The following is a 19,993-nucleotide window of genomic DNA, read 5'->3' on the forward strand; positions in this document are numbered from 1 at the left end:
GTCGGACATCAGGCAATATACCCGTCGCCTTTCAAGATGCTCGGGTGTTGGCCGCGCGCCTTCACCTCAATCACATAGTACCTCTATGCTCATGAGGATTCAGGTGCTTGCCGCCTACGAGCATATTGAAATACATAGGGTATAGATATACCTTCTAGTGGCATGACTGTCTGATCACTAATTCTGGCAGTAATACTTTATGTTCAACCGGTTGGCCGGCAATGAGTTTAAGCAGGTTTTCAACCAGCATTTCTCCTGCTTTTGAGGTACTTTGAGAAATCGTAGTCAGGGGGGGATTAATAAAAGAGGCCATCGGAATATCGTCAAACCCGATCACGGCAACATCTTCCGGTACCCGCAAATTGGCTTCTTTTAGTGCACGAATGGCGCCAATAGCAATCAAATCACTGGCTGCAAACAAGGCATTAAATTGCACATTATTGCTGATCAATGACTTTGTAGCGTGATAGCCCGACTCATCGGTTGAAATCGCATTCGCTATTTTTCGATTATCTATGGTAAAACCGTGCTCAGTAAACACACCTTTAAAACCGTTAAAACGCGCATTAAATTCAGGACTGTGCTCTGATGCATCGCCAATAAAGGCGCAGTGTGTTCGATTAAGTGAAATCAGGTGCTCGGCGGCTAAACGGCCGCCTTGTTCATTATCGCAACTCAGTGATAAGTCAGGATGTCCGGCTACTTGTGCACCCCAACAGACAAAATGGGTGGCGGTGCTCATCAATTTGTCGAGCTTTTCTTGGTAATCAATAAAGTCACCATAGCCAAGTAAAATCAAGCCATCGGCACGGTGGCTATCTTCATAATCGGCATGCCAATCTTCAGAGGCTTGTTGAAACGATACCAATAAGTCATAACCCGCTCGTGCGCAAGCACGGGTGATGCTGCCAAGCATGGCTAAAAAGAACGGATTAATTTGCGAGTCATCAGCTGTGGGATCTTCAAATAAAAGTAACGCGAGCGTGCTGCTTTGCTGCGTTCTGAGGTTACTGGCATTTTTATCAACTTTGTAGTTGAGTTGTTTTGCAACTTCCTGTACTTTTTTTCGGGTTTCTTCATTCACTAATGGGCTATTACGCAATGCCCGAGATACGGTAGATTGCGAGACACCAGCATAATGGGCAATGTCAAACGACGTTGCTTTACCTTTCATGAGTTTTCCTGAGTAAAATTGGCCAGACGGCTCAGATTAAAAGTTTTTTTGCATATTATATCAATAGAATTCATGTTATTTATTGAAATATACCTGACACCGGTGTCATAATGTGGCAGTTTTATTGATTTGTTGTCAATCTAAAAAGAATACCCTATTACTTTGCACCGTTTCACTTTTTGTAGCGAGAAGTTAAACCTAGTGTGACTTAAGCGTCTTAGTCAAGATAATAAAAGGGTAGCATAATCGATACATTAGCTAAGCGCTATCAATAGAGAGAAACACTATGAGTGGTATCACTAAATTTGAGCCTATCATTGTCGCGGATATCGGTGGAACCAACGCCCGATTTGCTGTGGTCACTGATTTTGATGCAACAAGTTCACAGTTTGTTATTGCACACCACCAGACCTTTGTCAGTGCGCAATTTGATTCAATGCAATCTTTATTAGCTGCATATATCCAAGCGCTACCTTTTGCACAACCTCAACGTGCAGCACTGGCTGTCGCAGGTCCAATGAAAGGCCAAACGGTAAACTTAACCAATTTAGGTTGGTGTTTCACGCTTACAGAATTACAAAGCCAATTTCAATTGAGTCAACTTAAAGTCATTAATGATTTTGCCGCTTTTGCTTATGCCGCACCGTATTTACAAGCTGAACAAAATTTGCTGGTAAAAGCAGGTACACCAGAACAAAATGCGAATATCGCTGTTATGGGGCCGGGAACGGGTTTTGGCGCCGCTGCATTAGTCTTTAATGGTGAGTCTCGTACCGTTCTTAGCTGTGAAGCTGGGCATATTAGCTTGGCGGCGGTTACCGATTTACAGCGTCAATTGTTGGTTGAAATTAATAAAGAAGTAAGCCATGTTTCGGTAGAAAATGTCTTTTCAGGTGCCGGACTTGAGCGTTTATATCGTGCCATGGCCAAGGTCAATAATTTACCTGTTGAACCCTATACAGCAGCAGATATTAGTCAGCTTGCTTTATCAGGGCAAAGTGATATTTGCCATAAAACCTTAGTGCAATTTTGTGAGTGGATTGGCAGTGTCGCAGGGGATTTAGCCTTGACGTTTGGCGCACGAGGCGGCGTATTTATTGGTGGTGGCATATTACCACGCATGCAAGAGGTATTATTGCATTGTGATTTTAGTCAGCGTTTTGTGCAAAAAGGGATTATGACGCATTACGTACAAGACATTCCGGTGACGCTGGTAACACAGGACAATATTCCATTTATTGGAGCAGCAGCGAGTTTGTTGGTGCACTAATTATGGATTTGGGCAATGGTATTGCCCATTTTAGAGAGCAGTGATGGAAAAAATTACGATAAATAGTGTGGCTAAACACGCTGGTGTGTCTAAAAAAACAGTTTCACGGGTTTTAAATAATGAAGCTAATGTTAGTGACGCAACACGTGAAAAAGTATTAGCTGCATTTAAAGAGCTTGATTATAAACCAAATCCTATCGCTCGTGGTTTGGCTAATAATCGTAGTTTTATTATTGGATGTCTTTATGATAATCCAAGTAAAAGTTACATTACTCGTGTGCAAACAGGCGCACTTGCAGCTTGCCAAGAACAACAATACAACTTATTGATCCATCCTTGTGAGTTAAGGGGGCAGGCGTTGTTAGATAACATTGATACCTTGCTCCATACTTCTCAGCTCGATGGCATTGTTTTAACCCCTCCTTTTTCGGATCAAAAGCCGTTAGTTGATTTTCTTAAAGCGAAAAAAATTCCGTATTCCCGCGTTGCCTCCGTGTTACTTGAAGATGATTCTATTTCGATTGGGAGTAACGATGGTTATGCTGCTTATGAAATTACCAAGCTCCTAATTTCTCTTGGTCATACCGAAATTGCCTTTATCAAAGGTCATCCTGATCATAGTGCGACTGAGCAACGGTTACTTGGGTATAAACAAGCACTTGAAGAAAGTGGTTTGCCATTTAAAGAGTCTTTAATTGATGAAGGTAACTTTAGTTATCACTCAGGGGAAGACAGTGCACGGCGAATTTTAAATTTAACACCTCGTCCGTCCGCTGTATTTGCATCAAATGACTACATGGCTGCAGCAGTTTTAAAGGTGGCCTCACAGTTAAAGTTATCTGTACCGCATGATTTATCGATTGCTGGGTTTGATAATGCGCCCATTGCTCGCCATATTTGGCCTGGGTTGACAACCATTGCTCAGCCCGTTGAGCAAATGACACATATTGCGGTGACTAAATTAATCGAACAAATCAAAAATCCAGAATTAGAAAATTATCAAGAGAATTTACCTGCACGTTTGATCACGCGCGAATCAACGGGCCCTTATCGATCTAGCTAAGATTATCTCATTGATTTTATTGGTATAAAAAGCATCTTAATCGGATGCTTTTTTTATCCCTGTTATTTGACAATTTCATGAAACCTCCCAACCAAATTGGCTAAATAAAAAAAATAGACTAAATTTAAATGAGATGGTTGACACCGGTGTCAGAATTATGAGTTAATACTGTGACACCGGTGTCAGGTTGTGATTGTGAGAGACGCAACTTAATACCGAACCTTTGAACGGGTAAATCAAAATGCGCTCAGTACTGTGACTCGCCCTGGAGTCTAGTGAGTCGGTACTGAGCCTTTTATCCTTAAATCAAAAAGAGTTGAATTTTATGCTGCATCCTCGTATTCAAGAAGTTACTGAACGTGTCATTCTCCGAAGCAAAGCGACTCGCGACGCCTATATGGCCAGAATTAATTACGCTAAATCCCAAACACGAGTTAGAGCCGGTTTAGGATGTGGCAATCTTGCTCATGTCATGGCAGCATGCAGCAAAGACGAAAAAGATTTATTAAAAGACGATATTCAACCAAACCTTGCCATCATCAATTCATACAACGACATGCTTTCTGCGCATGTACCTTACAAAGATTACCCAGATTTAATTAAAAATATCGCCAAAAAATATAATTCAACTGCACAAGTCGCAGGCGGTGTGCCAGCAATGTGTGACGGCGTTACGCAAGGTCGTGACGGTATGGAGTTATCATTGTTTTCACGTGATGTGATTGCCATGTCGACTGCAATCTCGTTATCACACGATGTATTTGATGGTGTGTTTTGTTTAGGCGTGTGTGACAAAATTGTACCAGGCCTATTGATTGGCGCGTTATCGTTTGGCCATTTACCTACCATGTTTTTACCTGCAGGCCCAATGCAGTCGGGTTTACCAAATAAAGAAAAAGCGCGTGTAAGACAACAATTTGCGCAAGGTAAAGTAGGTCGTGAAGAGTTGTTAGCGGCAGAAAGTGCGTCGTATCACAGTGCAGGTACTTGTACTTTCTACGGTACAGCTAACAGTAATCAAATGCTGATGGAAATTATGGGTCTGCATTTGCCAGGTAGCTCATTTGTTAATCCATATACAGATTTGCGTGAGGGCTTAACAGCGCACGCAGTTCAAACCATGCTTGAGCAACTCATAGACTCAAAAAATGCACCATGCTTAGCCGAAGTTATATCTGAAAAAACCATTATCAATGGCTTAGTTGGTTTACTTGCAACGGGTGGTTCAACTAATCATGCCATTCACTTGGTGGCGATTGCAAAAGCAGCGGGCGTTGAGCTGACTTGGAAAGACATGTCAGATTTATCGGAAGTAGTCCCACTGCTTGCGCGCATTTATCCTAATGGTCATGCAGATGTAAATCACTTCCAAGCGGCGGGTGGTATGGGTTATTTAATGCGTGAACTACGTTCGGCTGGTTTTTTACATAACGATGTTAAAACAATTTTAGGTGAAGGGCTTGATGCTTACACCACAGAGCCAATGATTGCATCTGATAGCAGCTTAATTATGACGACTGAGCAAGGTCCTGCGAAAATAAAATGGGTAGATTGCCCAGCAGATTCGCTCGATCCTGAAGTACTTCGTTCAGTTTCTGACGCATTTAGCCCACAAGGTGGTTTGCAGCTATTAACAGGCAATTTAGGGCAAGCAGTAATTAAAGTCTCAGCGGTTGCCAAAGAGCATCAAGTTGTTACCGCACCTGCCAAAGTATTTGATTCACAATCAGGTTTACAAGCTGCGTTTGCACGCGGTGAACTAGAAACTGATTTCATTGCGGTTATTAAAGAGCAAGGTCCAAAAGCTAAAGGCATGCCTGAGCTGCACAAATTAACGCCAATTATGGCCTCGCAACAAGATAAAGGTTTTAAGGTGGCCATTGTGACTGACGGACGTATGTCGGGCGCATCAGGCAAAGTACCAGCTGCCATTCACTTAGCACCAGAGGCCATAGAAGGTGGTGTGATTGCTAAAATCCGTGAAGGCGATTTAATTACCTTAGATGCACCAAATGGTTCATTAATTGTACATGTTGGTGAGGCAGAATTAGCAGCGCGTGAAGCTCAATTTAGTGTGCAAACGAATACGTTTGGCACTGGACGTGAGTTATTTGCCGGTTTTAGAAATACAGTGAGTAGCGCAGACCTTGGTGCCAGTGCATTTGGTTTGATTTACCCAGAAAACAAATAAACAGCGTGTTGAAATTTAATAAGGATAATAAAAATGAGTATTGAAAATATTTTACGTTCAGCACCTGTTGTACCTGTTGTTGTAATTGATAATTTGGATGATGCAGTGCCTTTGGCTCAAGCATTATACAACGGCGGCCTACGTGCCTTAGAAATTACCTTGCGTACACCTGTTGCAGCGCAAGCAGTTAAACTAATGAAACAAGCTTTGCCCGATGCTTATGTGGGTACTGGTACAGTGATTAACCGTGAAACATTTGAAGCGTCGATCGAAGCGGGCGCTGATTTTATGGTTAGTCCTGGTGTAAATGATGAATTATTAGCACTTGCTGCCAATTGCGATACGCCTTTTTTACCTGGAGCGGCAACACCTAGCGAAGTCATGAAACTTGCTGCGCACGGATTTAAATTTTTAAAGTTTTTCCCGGCAGAAGCTGCAGGGGGAACTGCTATGTTGAAGTCAATCCATGGCCCATTACCACAAGTTAAATTTTGCCCAACAGGTGGCATAAGTTTAGCAACAGCACCAAATTATTTAGCTTTGCCTAACGTTGTATGTGTAGGTGGCACATGGATGTTAGATAAAACCTTAATTGCAAACAAAGATTGGTCTGCAATTGAAACACTTGCGCGTCAAGCTTACGAATTAAATAGATAAGGGGAATGAGATGATTAGAGTAGCAATTAATGGTTATGGCCGAATTGGTCGCAATGTATTGCGTGCATTATATGAGTCAGGTCGTCAAAACGAGATTAAAATCGTTGCAATTAATGATTTAGCACCTGCAAATGTTAACGCGCATTTAACCCAATTTGACTCAGTACATGGTCGTTTTGGTTTTCCTGTGACATTAGCTGAAAATGCAATGATAGTTGCAGATGATTCAATCGTTTTAACGCAAGAGCGCGATCCGGCGAATTTACCATGGCAAGCGCTTAATGTTGATATCGTTTTAGAGTGTACAGGCTTGTTCACCACGCGTGAATCTGCGGGTAAACATCTTACTGCGGGTGCAAAACGTGTTATCGTTTCAGCGCCAGGCACAGATATGGATGCAACCGTTGTACACGGTGTTAACTCAGACGTATTAACACCTGAGTGTCATATTATTTCTAATGCATCGTGCACTACAAACTGTTTAGCGCCAATTGCAAAAATCCTTAATGATGCCATTGGTATTGAGCAAGGTAGCATGACCACTATTCATGCCTATACAAACGATCAGAATTTATCTGATGTTTATCACCCTGATTTATATCGTGCTCGTAGTGCAACACAATCAATGATCCCAACAAAAACCGGCGCGGCAAAAGCTGTTGGTTTAGTATTACCAGAACTTGCTGGTAAGCTTGATGGCATGGCGGTGCGTGTACCAACGATTAATGTTTCTTTGGTTGATTTAACCTTTATCGCAAAGCGTGAAACCACCGCTGCGGAAGTGAACGCTGCCATTAAAGGTTTTGCCGAAGGCGCAATGGCTGATATTTTGGAATACAACGAGTTACCGTTGGTTTCAATCGATTTTAACCACAATCCAGCTTCATCAATTTTTGATGCAACGCAAACAAAAGTTGATGGTAAATTAGTGAAAGTGATGGCTTGGTACGATAACGAATGGGGTTTTTCAAACCGCATGTTAGATCAAGTAACGACACTTGCTAAATTAATGAATTAAAAATAAATTTTTGATAAAACCTGTTGATTTCAACAGGTTTTTTTTTGCCTAAAAAAGACTTAAAGTGATCTAATCGACTCGTTACCTGATTCATAGTTCAATGCTGATTTAAAACAATTTTTAACAAATAATGGAGGTTAAACTTTAGCGAAGTAACGTATTATTTAGCAAATTTAGGAACGTAGGGAAGGTGGATGGAATGAAACAAGTGTTATTAACTAGTGTAGGTAGTTTACTCCTTACTATTAATAGTTTTAGCGCGTTAGGTAATAGTACTCAAATTGAACAAACACACACCAAGGAAGGTAGGTATTTTTTTAATTTTGCTGCACTGACAAATCACTTTGAGTATGAAAATGATGATGTTCGAAAAAAACTACCAGACAAAATAACCAGCCGATTAAAAGATTATCAGGTTACGGGTAACGAATCTGACTATATTAATTACAGTTTTGCTATGGGTTATTACCTCCAAGATAATTTAGCGTTGAGATTCAACTATACCGCTGACATTGAAATAGACTTTTTAGGTGATTTTGACTTTTTGTGTTTTGATTGCTTCGTAAAAGATGATAAGCGAGATAGTTACGATATCGAAATGGATATGTATGAGTTTGATGCTATTTATTATCCCTATCAATATCAAGATACTTGGTCTGTATATGTATTAGGCGGGCTAGCGGTTCATAAAATCGACGCAAAAGTATATAAGTCTAAGGGTGATACTGTCCCCTATATTCAGACCAATGTTGCTCAAAGTACAGAAGTGACTTTAGGTGGTAAACTTGGTTTTGGTCTGCAATATGACTTTAGCCCCAACTGGGGGGTGAAATTGGGCTACAGCTATTTTTCTTATATGTCGATTGATAAAACGTATATCAATTGGGAGTATCGTTTATAGTATTTTAATTTTCGGTTAAACCAATCATCCCTGTTTTTAACCGTTCATCATTTATTTATACAAGAGATTACTCATCAGAATAAGATACCTCGAGACAAACGTGTTGACGATAACAATTGGATGTTATCAACGATTTTCCAATTCTGGGTTTGTTTATATTAAGGCTCAATTTATTAAGTCAGCCTTATTTTTGCACTGTTATTTTTAGATAATTTGTAAGCACAGCATCCAACCAATGCTGTGCTTTTTATTTTTGTTATTAAATAATTTTTCCCGAAAAAGTACTAAGATGAATATGGTATCGATAAGGCTATGGTAGATTTATAGTTACTTCTATCTAGTTCACAGATTTACCAATATATTGAATTTAAAATTAATATTTAAGTAATTTATTGCTACCAAAGATTGCAAGGGTAACAAGACTCTATTGCATGTTAATACAAGGCCATTCACGTTGGAAAAGGCTGTATAAGGTCGATTTATTATTCAGTTTGTATCTTTATAAAGCTATATTTTAGTTGCTGTTATTGGATGTAATAGTTTTAGTTTTACTTAGGTGTAGTATTTCAAACATCTAAGTTTGCCCTAAGTCATTTTTGAAAAGGACCTTTCATGTCAAACGCACATATCTATAGTCAGTTGCAGTTTTCTTATGAGATTACACCTGAAGCGAAAAGTTTATTTCAAAGTGCAGTAGCATCCATCGACAACGTTATTTATGAACCTGTTGCAATGTGTGCAGCAAAAGATGGGTTAAATAATTATTCATTTTTATGTAATGGTATTCATATTGAGCCTTCAGCTACGCCTTTTGCTGCTATGATCACGCTTGATCAAGACCAAAATGGTGCATTCGGTGTATCACATATTCAAAAATTAAGTTACTGATTTGGATTTTAATGCCTATCAACATAGCGTTAAGATGGAAAAATAACTGTTAACAGCGTAAGCTAATAAAAATTTTATAATTTCTACAGTTTTAACATGCGATTAATTAAATTCTTGCTTTTCATGCTCATTTTAAACCAGAGCTTTTGCCTTTATGCCGCACCAAATAAAGAAGCCCAATGTTTGTTGTTAAACCAACAAATGAATCAGTTTAGTTACGCGCCTAATAGTTCGCCTTACAAACAAGCAAAACGTGCTTATGATCGAGAGTGTAAAAATTTAACTAATCAAGCAGCTCAAACCACTGCGGATCAAGCAACTGTAAACAGTAGTGCTGAAGTTGAGTTATCAAGTAAACGCAATGCAGAAATAGAAGCTCAAAAGTTACTTGAAGCACAAAAACAGGCCGCGTTAAAGAAAGAACAAGAAGAATTAGCGCAAGCTCAAGCTCGAATTGAACAAGAAGAGCTTGCTCAGCAAACAGCATTAAAACAAGCCCAGTTAAAAGAAAGCTATGAAGCCGAGAAGCAGCTAAAAGAACAGCCTAAAGCTGAGCAAGCCGCTGTTAAACAGCAGGCTCAAACTGCTTTAAAATTAGCTCCTGTTTTTGTGGCCGAGCCAGTTGAGCAAATCAGTTTAATTGATCAGTTAATGCTGCCCTCTATCATAGTATTGATTTTGATCATTATTATCTTGGTTTTACTTAAGTGGGTTAGACCCCGCATGTCACAATTCAAGCAGCAAGCAAGCCTTTTAAAAGAAAAAACCATTCAAGCTTCGCAGCAATTGAAAGAAAAAGCAGAACAAACCAGAAAGCCAAAATCAGGACGTCTACGTACGAAAAACCAGCTTGATCGAGATATCTATAGTTCATACAAGCAACTTGGAGTGTCACTTGAAAGTGGCGCTGAGAGTAAAATTGAACGGGTAATTGTTTCAAGCTATGGCGTATTTGTGGTGATATTTCCTTCTCAGCAAGGTGCTATTTTTGGCACGCAGGCTGCGGCGCAGTGGTCAGAACAAATTAATGGTGAAACTCTACCATTTGAAAATCCACTTCAATCTGCAACCAGACAAACCTTTGCTTTAGGCCGTTTACTTGATTTAAATGAAGGAATAAAAACCATTGTAGTATTTAACGATGCTGTGGTTTTTAAATCTCCAATGCCTGAAAATGTAATTCATCGTGCTGATATGTTTGATTATATCCAGAGTTTTAAACACTTTATTTATATGGATGAACAGGTTGAACAGTATAATGAGATATTAACTCAGCAGTTTAATCAGCAAAATACCGTACCAGAACCTGAGTTGCCGTTATATACCGCTCCAGTTATAGTTCCTGCGCCTGAAGTTTTGGACGATGTGATTGCACCTGCTGAGGTGGAGCCAACACGCAATGAGGGTTCAGATAACTTTGCCGAGCAGACCGAAGCGGTTGTGTCCGATTCAGAAATCCGCCAAGAGCTTTTAGCAAACGATTCTGAAGTTAATTCACCACACCATGCCAGTGAACAACGAGAAGAACTAGAGCCGTTTATCAGCCCAGCTGAATTTATTGAGCAGATAGATGGCCCCAGTGTTGAGAATCGATTTGATAAAAATACTCCACAAGATATTGCCTCATCCAGCCTTTTGAACGACGAATTCGATGAAAATGAAAGTCAATTTAGCCAGCAATCGCGTAATAGCGATTTATTTGCCAAGCCTAGAGCTGATTATTTACCGCAATTTGAGTCAGAAAATAACTTAACAAACAACAATGAAGTGCAAGATGAGCTTATTAAACATCAAGACAGTGATGTTGCTCAAAAAGAAGACTTTAGTGATTCTGCTCAGCCGTTAGAAAAAGCCCCTTTAGACAAAACGCCTTCAGTGTTAAATACTGAGACAGATGAAGATGAACGGCACTCAATTTATATGCAAAATGAACCTACAAACAATGCAGAACAACTAGATGAAGTTTCTGCATTTTTATCATCACAAGTGGGTGAAGAGCTTGCGCGGTCAAAACGCTCATCTTATCTTGCTGAGCCACAATTCAAAGAGCCTGTGGTAAGAGAATATAAACCTGATGAACCAAGTGTTGATGACGTGATACAAAAAGCCCAAGTTGAGGTTACCAAAGATCCCGTCGTTGAGGCTGTTACGCCACCTGAAACTCTAATCAGTATTGAGCCAGAAGACCAAAAAGCAGTAAATGCAACACCTCAAAAGCCCGCAGCAGTTATCAGTAATGATGATACGAGCGATAGTTTAGAATTTAAACCTTTACCAATAGCAAAAGATCTAAAACCTTTAGTGCGTAATGAACCAAAAGGTTTATATTCTCCCGAAGAAAATGAGCTGCAAGAGAAGAAATATTTATTCGCTAATCTATCGTTAGATCCAAATTGGGGTGTACCCAATACTCCAGAGCCAGAAAATACGATTGAGCCAGAAAATACGATTGAGCCAGAAAATACGATTGAGCTAGAAAATACGATTGAGCCAGAAAATACGATTGAGCCAGAAAATACGATTGAGCTAGAAAATACGATTGAGCCAGAAAATACGATTGAACCAGAAAATACGATTGAGTATGCAATAAGTGATAGTGATAGCGAAATGGATCAGATTCTTCAACAAGCAATTTCGTTCTGCCCACAGTGTTTATCAACTGTGGTTGAAACAAAAGACTCTGCTAGTGGCGCACGAATTTATACCTGTAGCTCTCATCCATTATGTGACTTCAGTAAAACTATTCCATAGTAAATGCCCAGTTGAGTGAGCTTTGCTGGGCACATCAATGCGACTAAAGACTACTTTAGTTTTTGTTTGCGATATGTTCTGCTAGTTAAAAAATAACTTTAGGTACTTGTTGTGAAACCTTTTTTTAAAAACTATTTAGCTTTATCTGTTAGTGCAATGCTTGTTTCTCCCATATTCTCAGCAATGGCGATTGATAGCGTGGATTTTGTCCCTGATCAAACCTTTACCCAAGGTGTTGAAGGGCCGGTGTTTGGCACAGATAATCGCTTATATGCGGTTAATTTTAAAGAAGAGGGCACCATAGGCGTAGTCAGCGCGCAAGGCCAAGCCGAATTATTTGTCACTTTGCCAAAAGGGAGTACAGGTAATGGCTTGCAGTTTGATAGCCAAAATAACCTGTATGTTGCTGATTACAGTGGCCATAATATTTTAAAAATTGCTGCTAATAGCCAAACAGTGAGTGTATTTGCTCATAATAGTCTTTTTAATCAACCAAATGACATCGCTATCACTGCTTCGGGGGTTTTATTTGCCAGTGATCCAAATTGGGCGCAAAGCACAGGCCAGTTATGGCGTATTAATACCGATGGCACTAGTCGTTTATTAGAAGCGCATATGGGTACGACCAATGGGATAGCTGTCAGTACAGATCAAACTCGGTTATACGTGAATGAAAGTATTCAGCGTAAAGTTTGGGTCTATGATTTAGATGCAGAGCATCAACTTAGTAATAAACGTCTGTTTATAGAGTTCGATGATCATGGTTTAGACGGAATGCGCACTGATAAATCAGGGAATTTGTACATAGCGCGTTATGGCAGCGGTACAGTTATAAAAGTGTCACCGGATGGGAAAATAATTAAAACCTTTCAATTAAAAGGTCAGTTTCCAACCAATGTTGCTTTAAATAAAGCACAAGACCGTTTGTATGTAACAATGCAAAAGCGTGGCGCAATTGAGGTCGTTACCCTTTAAGTTTTTAAAGCGAATGATTAAGCATAGGGGAAGTAAAAAAGGCTAGCTGCTAGCTGTATGAAGGTAATGGCAAAAGTAGCATAGCGCAATTGGCCTGAAATTAAATACAGCAGCCTTCAAATTGTTAAAGCGTATGATTAAGCATAGGGTAAGTAAAAAAGGCTAGGTGTATGAAGTTAATGGAAAAATGTGCAAAAATAGCATAGCGTAATTGGCCTGAAATTAAATACACCAGCCCGTATAAGGCTCCTGCGCAAGTTGCAACAAGCATGTAGTCTGCACCACCTGCAAAATGTGCCGCACCAAATAAGATACTACTGATAAGCAACGCCAGCACAGCAGGGGCTTTTTCTGTCAGCGATTTTAAAATAAAACCGCGAAAGAATACCTCCTCCACCACACAAGTCAAAATAAGGTTATTTAACGCAAATAACCACCACCAATTAGGTAATCTCAATTCCCAAGTAATTAAATTAGCAGCCATCGCAAGCCCAAAAATAACCACTGGAATAAATAAAAATAGCAGGGATTGCGCTGTTTTTTGTTTAAGCCAAGCTGGCAATTGAGGATTTAAACGTTCAAATAATGTGGGAAATAACCCGAGCAATAAAAATAAGATAAAGGGTTTATCCCAGTTTAAATAGAGCGTAAAGGGCATGCTTAATGGCCCTTTTTGACTGTTGACGATAACTGGTAAATTATTAAATCCTGGAATTTGGTGAATTGCCAATGCAATACAAAAAACGATGATGATAAAACGTAGCACATGTTGTAAAACGCCAGAGGATTTTTGTTGCCAAAAACTCACTGCAAAAGCGACTCCCAAATAGACCATGCCGATCAGTTGGATCGTTTGATACAGATAGCCCAAAATCAAGGTCGTTAACATTGCGAAAAACCAGTACTTAGGCTTAAACACCGTGATCGCCATCGCAATAAGTAAAACAGAGTAAGGGACTGCTAGGTTAGTGAGTTGTTCGATTAAAAACATTGGTGCATCAATATGTCATGGGTCGCAGTATTGAAGGTTAACCTGATTTTATGGCAAAAAAAAGGTGTATCAGCAGATACACCTTTGATCTTATTAATTCAATTACAGCATAGGTTTGACTAAATCAAACATTGCTTCAATATGATCGTCTCTATCATTTAAAGCTGGGATATAACGATACTGCTCACCACCGGCATCAATGAAAATTTCGCGATTTTCGACTTCAAGCTCTTCAAGTGTTTCAAGGCAATCGGCACTAAAAGCAGGGCTTACAATCGCAATGTTTTTAAAGCCTTGGCTTGGCAGCTCTTCAAGTGTTGCATCTGTGTAAGGTTTTAGCCATTCTGCTTTACCAAAGCGACTTTGGAAAGTGGTGATAGCCAACTCTTTATCTAGCCCCATTTTTTCCATTACCAAGCGGGTAGTCTGCTGGCAAAAACAATGATATGGGTCGCCATGATCCAAAAAGCGTTTTGGCATACCGTGGTATGAAAAGACAAGTCGTTCAGGTGTGCCGTTTTGAGCTAAATCTTCAGTGATACTATTCGCTAAAGAAGTAATGTAGCTGGCTTGTTTGTGGTAGCCGTTAATAAAGTGAAGTTCAGGCACCCAACGCCATTTTTTTAAAACCGTAGCCACAGCATCAAACGTTGAACCTGTGGTTGGGCTGCTGTACTGCGGATAAAGCGGCAATACAATAATTTTAGTGATCCCTTTGTTTCGCAGTTGCTCTAAACCGGCTTCAATCGATGGATTACCATAACGCATCGCCATTACGACTTCGGCATGCTCACAATGATTCGCATTAAGCACCTGTTGCAGTTTTTGTTGCTGTTGTTTGGTTATATGCGTCAGTGGTGAGCCATTTTCAGTCCAAATACCTTGATAAAGTTTGGCTGAACGTTTTGGCCGCACCCGCAAAATGATGCCGTGTAAAATCATCAACCAAACTAGTCTTGGGATTTCTACAATTCGGGGATCAGACAAAAACTCAGCTAAATAACGCCTAACCGCAGGCGTGGTAGGCGCATCAGGGCTACCTAAATTTGTTAGTAAAATGCCCGTTTTTTGATTAAAACGCTGTTCATGGGGGTTATCGGTAATAGCAGAAAATCGAGACACAAATGATTCCTTCAAAGCGAAATTTAGGACAGCTGCATTATAAGCATACTTGTTGATATTAATATATTTTTTAGGCTCTAGGCGCTTAAAAATCGAAAAAGCTGTAATAAGCGTAGTGCATCAGGTTATATAAAAAACTCAGCGACTTAATCTTGAAAAGAATTAAGTCGCTGATTTAGGCTTGGCGAGGGGGTTTAATTAAAACATATAGTCGGTGTTTTATGCCCCTCACACACCATTACGGGCAAATAAAAAATAAAGATCAGTCTTTTTTAATAAATACTGGTTATTTAATAAAAAGATTTTTATAGTGGCGTGATTGGCAAGGTGCCAATCATTAAGAAGGTAAATAACTATTATGAAAAAGAATAAGCAACATAAGCCAAATAAAATTGAGCTTGGAAGAGGGCAGATTAACGATAATGCATTAGCCGCATTAGTGACTTCTAAATTATTTAAGTTACAAGTAGTTAAAGCTAAAAAAGGCAAAGGATCATTTGCACGTAAAGCAAAACATCAAGGCCAAGAGCCTTATTTAATGGTCGCTTAACTAGCGTTCATCAAATAAGGTTTTTACTAGTCGTAATCAAAGGGAGTTGTTATGCCTTTATCCTCATCGCAGACAAATAATGTCACTATTACACCAAGCAGTCGTTTAAAATTTTCATTTATGACTGCTGCTGATGCCAATTTATTGTATGAGCTCGATCAAGATCCCGCTGTAATGCAATATTTAACAGGAGGTACGACAACGTCTTTGACGGATATCCACACTGTTTTTTTACCGCGTTTGGCAAAATATGCCGATCAGCAGCAAGGTTTTGGCCTGTGGCAGGTGAGGCTAATTGAGACGGATGAGTTTTTAGGCTGGGTATTAGTAAGGCCAATGGATTTTTTTAGTGAGCACCCTCAATATCAAAACCTTGAGTTAGGTTGGCGATTTAAACAAGTGTTTTGGGGTAAAGGATATGCCTCAGAGGCTGCAAGTGCGGTACTTAATGCATTGGCTGTGCAACGTGGTATTAGCCAGTTTTCTGCCACTGCATTGGCTGAAAACTTGGGTTCGATTGCTGTGATGAAAAAGTTAGGTATGCAATGTGTAAAACACTACGTGCATCAAGACCAGTTTGGTGATCACCAAGCAGTTTATTACTCGGTGATCTTAGGTGACGCGAAATAACTTGAGTCTTGGAGATTAAATCTATCTGCGTTCATTGATTGATAAACATCGACTAAGTTGAGATGTTTATCAATCGGCGTAACAAACTGATTTAAGACATTTGTGCCACAGGTTGTACATCAAGTCCGTAACCAAACATGACTGCTAGTACTAATACCAACGCAGAAGCAAGCATCAGCTTAAGCAGTAATGGTAAACAAAAGCGGAACCAATGCCCATATGGCACTCCGGCCATCCCTAAAATACCCATTAATACCGCATTTGTTGGAATAATCATATTCGAAAACCCATCACCAAACTGATAAGCAAGTACCGCAACTTGGCGTGGGACGCCAACTAAATCACCAAGCGGAGCCATTAAAGGCATCGTGACATAGGCTTGGCCTGAACCTGACGGAATAAAGGTATTGAGTAAAGTTTGAATTACTAGCATGCCAACAGCTGAAATTTCAGCACTCACATATGAAAGCGGTAAAGACATTCCATGGACTAGGCTATGCAATATTTGACCATCTTCTAAAATCAATGCAATACCACGGGCAACACCAATTAAAATAGCGGTTGTTACTAAGTCTGATACACCTTCGATAAAACGTTCTGCGGTTTCATCCGCACTTAAGCGACCAAGGATTGCAATCAATGCTCCCCAAGCGATAAACACACCACCTAATTCGTACAAATACCAACCTTGCGTCGCAATGCCCCAAACAGCGATACATAGCACAAGGATAAAACTGCTTAAAATGAGTTTATGGCGAGAATTAAGCGCGGGGTAATCAGGTTGGGCTTTGTCGGCTAAAATACAGGGTACGCCTATCATCATTGAGCGACTTGGATCATTGGCAACATTTTGTGCATAGCGCCATACATGGTGAAAACCAATGAGTACAAATGGAACAAATATCGCTAAACGCAACCAAATTCCAGAATAAACGGGTACTTCAGCTATTTGCTGCGCGATAAGCACGGTAAACGGGTTAAATGCAGACACACCATAACCAATGCCGTAACCGGCAACTATCATGCCGACAGCTGTCATGGCGTCAAGACGCATCGCCTTACACAGAGCCACCAAGATAATTACAAACGGAATGTATTCGCCCGCTGTGCCTATGGTGCTAGAGGCAAGAGCAAAACAAAAAACCACCATAAAGATTAAACGTTGTGGCGCGCTGCCATGGCGTTCAAGTAAACGGCCAATTAACGCATCTACGGTGCCAGTTGCACGGGCAATGGATAAGACCCCACCAACAATTAAAACAAAGAAAATAACATCTTGCGCTGCAGCGAAGGCTCGAGGGATCGCGGTTAATAAATCCCAAGGTGTGAGGTATTGGCGTTCGCTTACCGTTTGATAGGTACCTGCTACCACCATCTGGCGACCAGATTCCGACAGTGTGGTATCAAAAAATCCCTGTGGTACAAGCCAAGTCGCAATTAGCGCTGTGACCATCATAGCTAATAATAAAATCAGGGTATGAGGCACCTTGAGGATGTTGCTCATGAAAATATCTCCATAAAAAATAGATAATTAATGCAGTTTTAGTGTTCACAAAGTGATATGAGTTATGCCACAACAAGGTTGTATCATGAGGTAAACAGCCAAGCCGTCAGAGGGGGGAATAAACGACGTTTTATGACTTTGAGTTAAGTAATAAAACGTAGTCAAACTGCAGTTCTCTTAAGCTTTCAGGGGGATGGCAAGCTTGATAAAAGTGTAACATGGTGTAGTACGATTTTTTAAACATTAAACCGAAGAAGCAAGCACCCAGCTGTAACTATTTTGCTACAGTCTGGGCACTTAAGTACTTATGCCTTGCATCGCTCTTTTGAGCGTTAAAAAATTTAATCTATCGATGGAATAAACTTAGCCGCTTGTCTAATAGGGTTGGCTTGTTCAAAGCCATAAGCGATTTCAATCAGTTTACCTTCGCTTAATCGAGTGCCAAAAAATGAAATACCCAAAGGTAATTCATGATGATAGCTCATTGGTACTGTGACGAGCGGGTAGCCAGCAATGGCTGATGGTGCTGAACTTGCACCTGCAAAATGGTCACCATTGATGGTATCGATTACCCAAGCAGGGCTATTGGTTGGGGCTGCAATGGCATCAAGTTGATGCGCTTGCATCAAGGCATCAATCCCATTTTTACGGCCTTTTAGTTCTATCAGTGTCTGAGCTTGTTGGTAGTTAGGTGAGGTTAAATCGGTTTTCTCGTTTGCCATCGTGAGCAAAGCTTGGTTAAAGCGAGTTAAATCTGTATTTGATTGATTAAATTGAATGAGTTGCTCAAGTGTTTTAACAGATACCTCTTTAGGTGTCTGCGCTAAATACTGATTTAAGTCATGTTTAAAATCATATAACAATACATCAAACTCCGCCTGAGATAACGCTTCTTGGTCTGGTAACTCCAAATTATCAATAATAATCGCACCTTGGGCTTTTAGTACACTAAGGGCTTGGTTAAATGCAGCGGTACTGACAGCATTAAAATCACTGATATTGCGAGCAATACCAATTCGTTTACCTTTGAGCCCATCTTGTTTTAAAAATTGGCGATAATCGATATAACCTGGGTGGGTTGCGAAGGTGGCTTCTTTGGGATCTGGTTGAGCAAGTACAGTAAGAAGCAGCGCAGCGTCTGCAACGGTGCGCGTCATGGGTCCAGGTGAGTCTTGTGAGGCCGACAAGGGCACCACGCCACTGCGAGAAATTAACCCAACGCTAGGTTTTATGCCAACCAAAGACGTATGTGAAGCAGGGCAAGTAATTGAACCATCGGTTTCAGTGCCAATTGCTGCAACTGCAAAGTTTGCAGCCACTGCGACCGCAGAGCCTGAACTTGAACCACAGGGCGTGCGGTTAAGCACATAAGGATTTTTAGCTTGACCGCCAACATCGCTCCAGCCACTTGAACTAATACTTGAGCGAAAATTGGCCCATTCACTTAAATTAGCTTTACCAATAATAATCGCTCCCGCTTGTTTGAGTTTTTCAACCAGAAATGCATCGTTTTGGCTGTAATTATTAGCTAATGCTAAAGCGCCCGCTGTAGTCGCCATGCCATCTAGGGTATTGATATTGTCTTTAACAATGATGGGCATACCAAATAAAGGGCCTACAACTTGGCCTTGATTACGCAGTAAATCTTTTTGTTTGGCTTGCTCAAGCGTATGGGGATTGATACTGATCACAGCATTAAGGTTAAAGCCTTGTTTATTATTTTTGGCGATAGCATCAAGGTAAAACTGATTGATTTCTTGATAGCTTGCTTGATTACCCTCTACTAAAGCGTGTAACTGACTGATTGATTTCTCATTAAAATCTGCACTGTGCAGATAAAACGACGAAAACAGCACGCCCAAGGCAATAGGGGCTTTATAAAAAGTGTGACCATGTTTATGCATTTAAAGAAACCTCTCGTTATTATTGTTCGATTACTTTACTGACAGCGCTGTAATAGACAAGACAATTTTATTATTCAGATTAAAAGCAATAAAAAAGAGCCATATAGCTCTTTTTCAAATCAGATGACTTAACCGAAAAGGTCAGGATTAAAACCCTTTTTTGCTATACAAGGTCACTTTATTTGATACTAAGGTTACGGCAATATTTTTGCTGTCGTTGCCCCAAATACAATTGGTATGAAGGGTTTTTTCTTCGCACTTATCGGCACTGCCTAGTAGGGTTTCGATTTCAGTTTTATCCATACCGACAGTAATTTTTTCGTAGTGCTCTAAATCCACTTTACTGCAAGCGGCAAGTAACAGCGTAATGGCTGCAATGGTTAATACTTTTTTCATTGTTGTTC

At 40.2% G+C, this 19,993-nt stretch carries 17 protein-coding genes; 11 read left to right on the plus strand and 6 right to left on the minus strand.

The annotated features are described in order from the left end of the window. Positions 1–154: 154 nt before the first annotated feature. Positions 155–1,174, minus strand: a complete 1,020-nt coding sequence (locus tag PTUN_RS07920; RefSeq protein ID WP_009839715.1) for a LacI family DNA-binding transcriptional regulator — start codon at positions 1,172–1,174, stop codon at positions 155–157. Positions 1,175–1,460: 286 nt separating this feature from the next. Between PTUN_RS07920 and glk the strand changes: the two genes are divergently transcribed. The 9 genes from glk (at position 1,461) to PTUN_RS07965 (ending at position 12,888) form a co-directional block, all read left to right on the plus strand. After that, a complete protein-coding gene (gene glk / locus PTUN_RS07925) occupies positions 1,461–2,444 on the plus strand; it encodes a glucokinase (RefSeq protein ID WP_009839716.1) in 984 nt (327 codons plus the stop codon). Between the two features lie 43 nt (positions 2,445–2,487). After that, positions 2,488–3,507 (plus strand): LacI family DNA-binding transcriptional regulator, encoded by a 1,020-nt coding sequence (locus PTUN_RS07930; protein WP_009839717.1) that lies wholly within the window; start codon positions 2,488–2,490, stop codon positions 3,505–3,507. 325 nt (positions 3,508–3,832) lie between these two features. Next, positions 3,833–5,698: a phosphogluconate dehydratase gene (edd, locus tag PTUN_RS07935; RefSeq protein ID WP_009839718.1), complete on the plus strand. Its 1,866-nt coding sequence runs from the start codon at positions 3,833–3,835 to the stop codon at positions 5,696–5,698. A gap of 33 nt (positions 5,699–5,731) precedes the next feature. Then, complete coding sequence (locus PTUN_RS07940) at positions 5,732–6,355, plus strand: bifunctional 4-hydroxy-2-oxoglutarate aldolase/2-dehydro-3-deoxy-phosphogluconate aldolase (protein ID WP_009839719.1); 624 nt, start codon at positions 5,732–5,734, stop codon at positions 6,353–6,355. 10 nt (positions 6,356–6,365) lie between these two features. After that, positions 6,366–7,373, plus strand: a complete 1,008-nt coding sequence (gap, locus tag PTUN_RS07945) for a type I glyceraldehyde-3-phosphate dehydrogenase (protein WP_009839720.1) — start codon at positions 6,366–6,368, stop codon at positions 7,371–7,373. Positions 7,374–7,572: 199 nt separating this feature from the next. After that, entirely contained in the window at positions 7,573–8,274 is a 702-nt protein-coding gene (locus PTUN_RS07950) for an outer membrane protein (protein ID WP_009839722.1), read from the plus strand. 612 nt (positions 8,275–8,886) lie between these two features. Continuing rightward, complete coding sequence (locus tag PTUN_RS07955) at positions 8,887–9,162, plus strand: hypothetical protein (RefSeq protein ID WP_009839723.1); 276 nt, start codon at positions 8,887–8,889, stop codon at positions 9,160–9,162. Between the two features lie 96 nt (positions 9,163–9,258). After that, positions 9,259–11,913 carry an NERD domain-containing protein gene (locus tag PTUN_RS07960; RefSeq protein WP_096035244.1) on the plus strand — a complete coding sequence of 885 codons (2,655 nt, stop codon included), beginning with the start codon at positions 9,259–9,261 and terminating at the stop codon, positions 11,911–11,913. Positions 11,914–12,024: 111 nt separating this feature from the next. Continuing rightward, complete coding sequence (locus PTUN_RS07965; protein ID WP_009839725.1) at positions 12,025–12,888, plus strand: SMP-30/gluconolactonase/LRE family protein; 864 nt, start codon at positions 12,025–12,027, stop codon at positions 12,886–12,888. Between the two features lie 124 nt (positions 12,889–13,012). On the opposite strand, the gene PTUN_RS07970 is transcribed toward PTUN_RS07965, so the two are convergent. Then, positions 13,013–13,879, minus strand: a complete 867-nt coding sequence (locus PTUN_RS07970; RefSeq protein ID WP_009839726.1) for a CPBP family intramembrane glutamic endopeptidase — start codon at positions 13,877–13,879, stop codon at positions 13,013–13,015. Positions 13,880–13,981: 102 nt separating this feature from the next. Continuing rightward, positions 13,982–15,001, minus strand: a complete 1,020-nt coding sequence (hemH, locus tag PTUN_RS07975; RefSeq protein ID WP_009839727.1) for a ferrochelatase — start codon at positions 14,999–15,001, stop codon at positions 13,982–13,984. A 358-nt stretch (positions 15,002–15,359) separates the two neighbouring features. Between hemH and arfA the strand changes: the two genes are divergently transcribed. After that, positions 15,360–15,551, plus strand: a complete 192-nt coding sequence (arfA, locus tag PTUN_RS07980; protein WP_009839728.1) for a ribosome alternative rescue factor ArfA — start codon at positions 15,360–15,362, stop codon at positions 15,549–15,551. Positions 15,552–15,602: 51 nt separating this feature from the next. Then, the gene (locus PTUN_RS07985) at positions 15,603–16,181 is read left to right on the plus strand and encodes a GNAT family N-acetyltransferase (protein ID WP_009839729.1); all 579 of its coding nucleotides are present in this window, start codon (positions 15,603–15,605) and stop codon (positions 16,179–16,181) included. A 91-nt stretch (positions 16,182–16,272) separates the two neighbouring features. Here PTUN_RS07985 and PTUN_RS07990 read toward each other — a convergent pair whose 3' ends face one another. The 3 genes from PTUN_RS07990 to PTUN_RS08000 form a co-directional block, all read right to left on the minus strand. Beyond that, complete coding sequence (locus tag PTUN_RS07990; protein WP_009839730.1) at positions 16,273–17,685, minus strand: YfcC family protein; 1,413 nt, start codon at positions 17,683–17,685, stop codon at positions 16,273–16,275. Positions 17,686–18,026: 341 nt separating this feature from the next. Beyond that, positions 18,027–19,589 (minus strand): amidase, encoded by a 1,563-nt coding sequence (locus PTUN_RS07995; RefSeq protein ID WP_009839731.1) that lies wholly within the window; start codon positions 19,587–19,589, stop codon positions 18,027–18,029. 147 nt (positions 19,590–19,736) lie between these two features. After that, a complete protein-coding gene (locus PTUN_RS08000) occupies positions 19,737–19,985 on the minus strand; it encodes a hypothetical protein (protein ID WP_009839732.1) in 249 nt (82 codons plus the stop codon). Between the last annotated feature and the right edge of the window lie 8 nt (positions 19,986–19,993).

It is taken from the genome of Pseudoalteromonas tunicata (assembly GCF_002310815.1).
Taxonomy (GTDB): Bacteria; Pseudomonadota; Gammaproteobacteria; order Enterobacterales; family Alteromonadaceae; genus Pseudoalteromonas; species Pseudoalteromonas tunicata.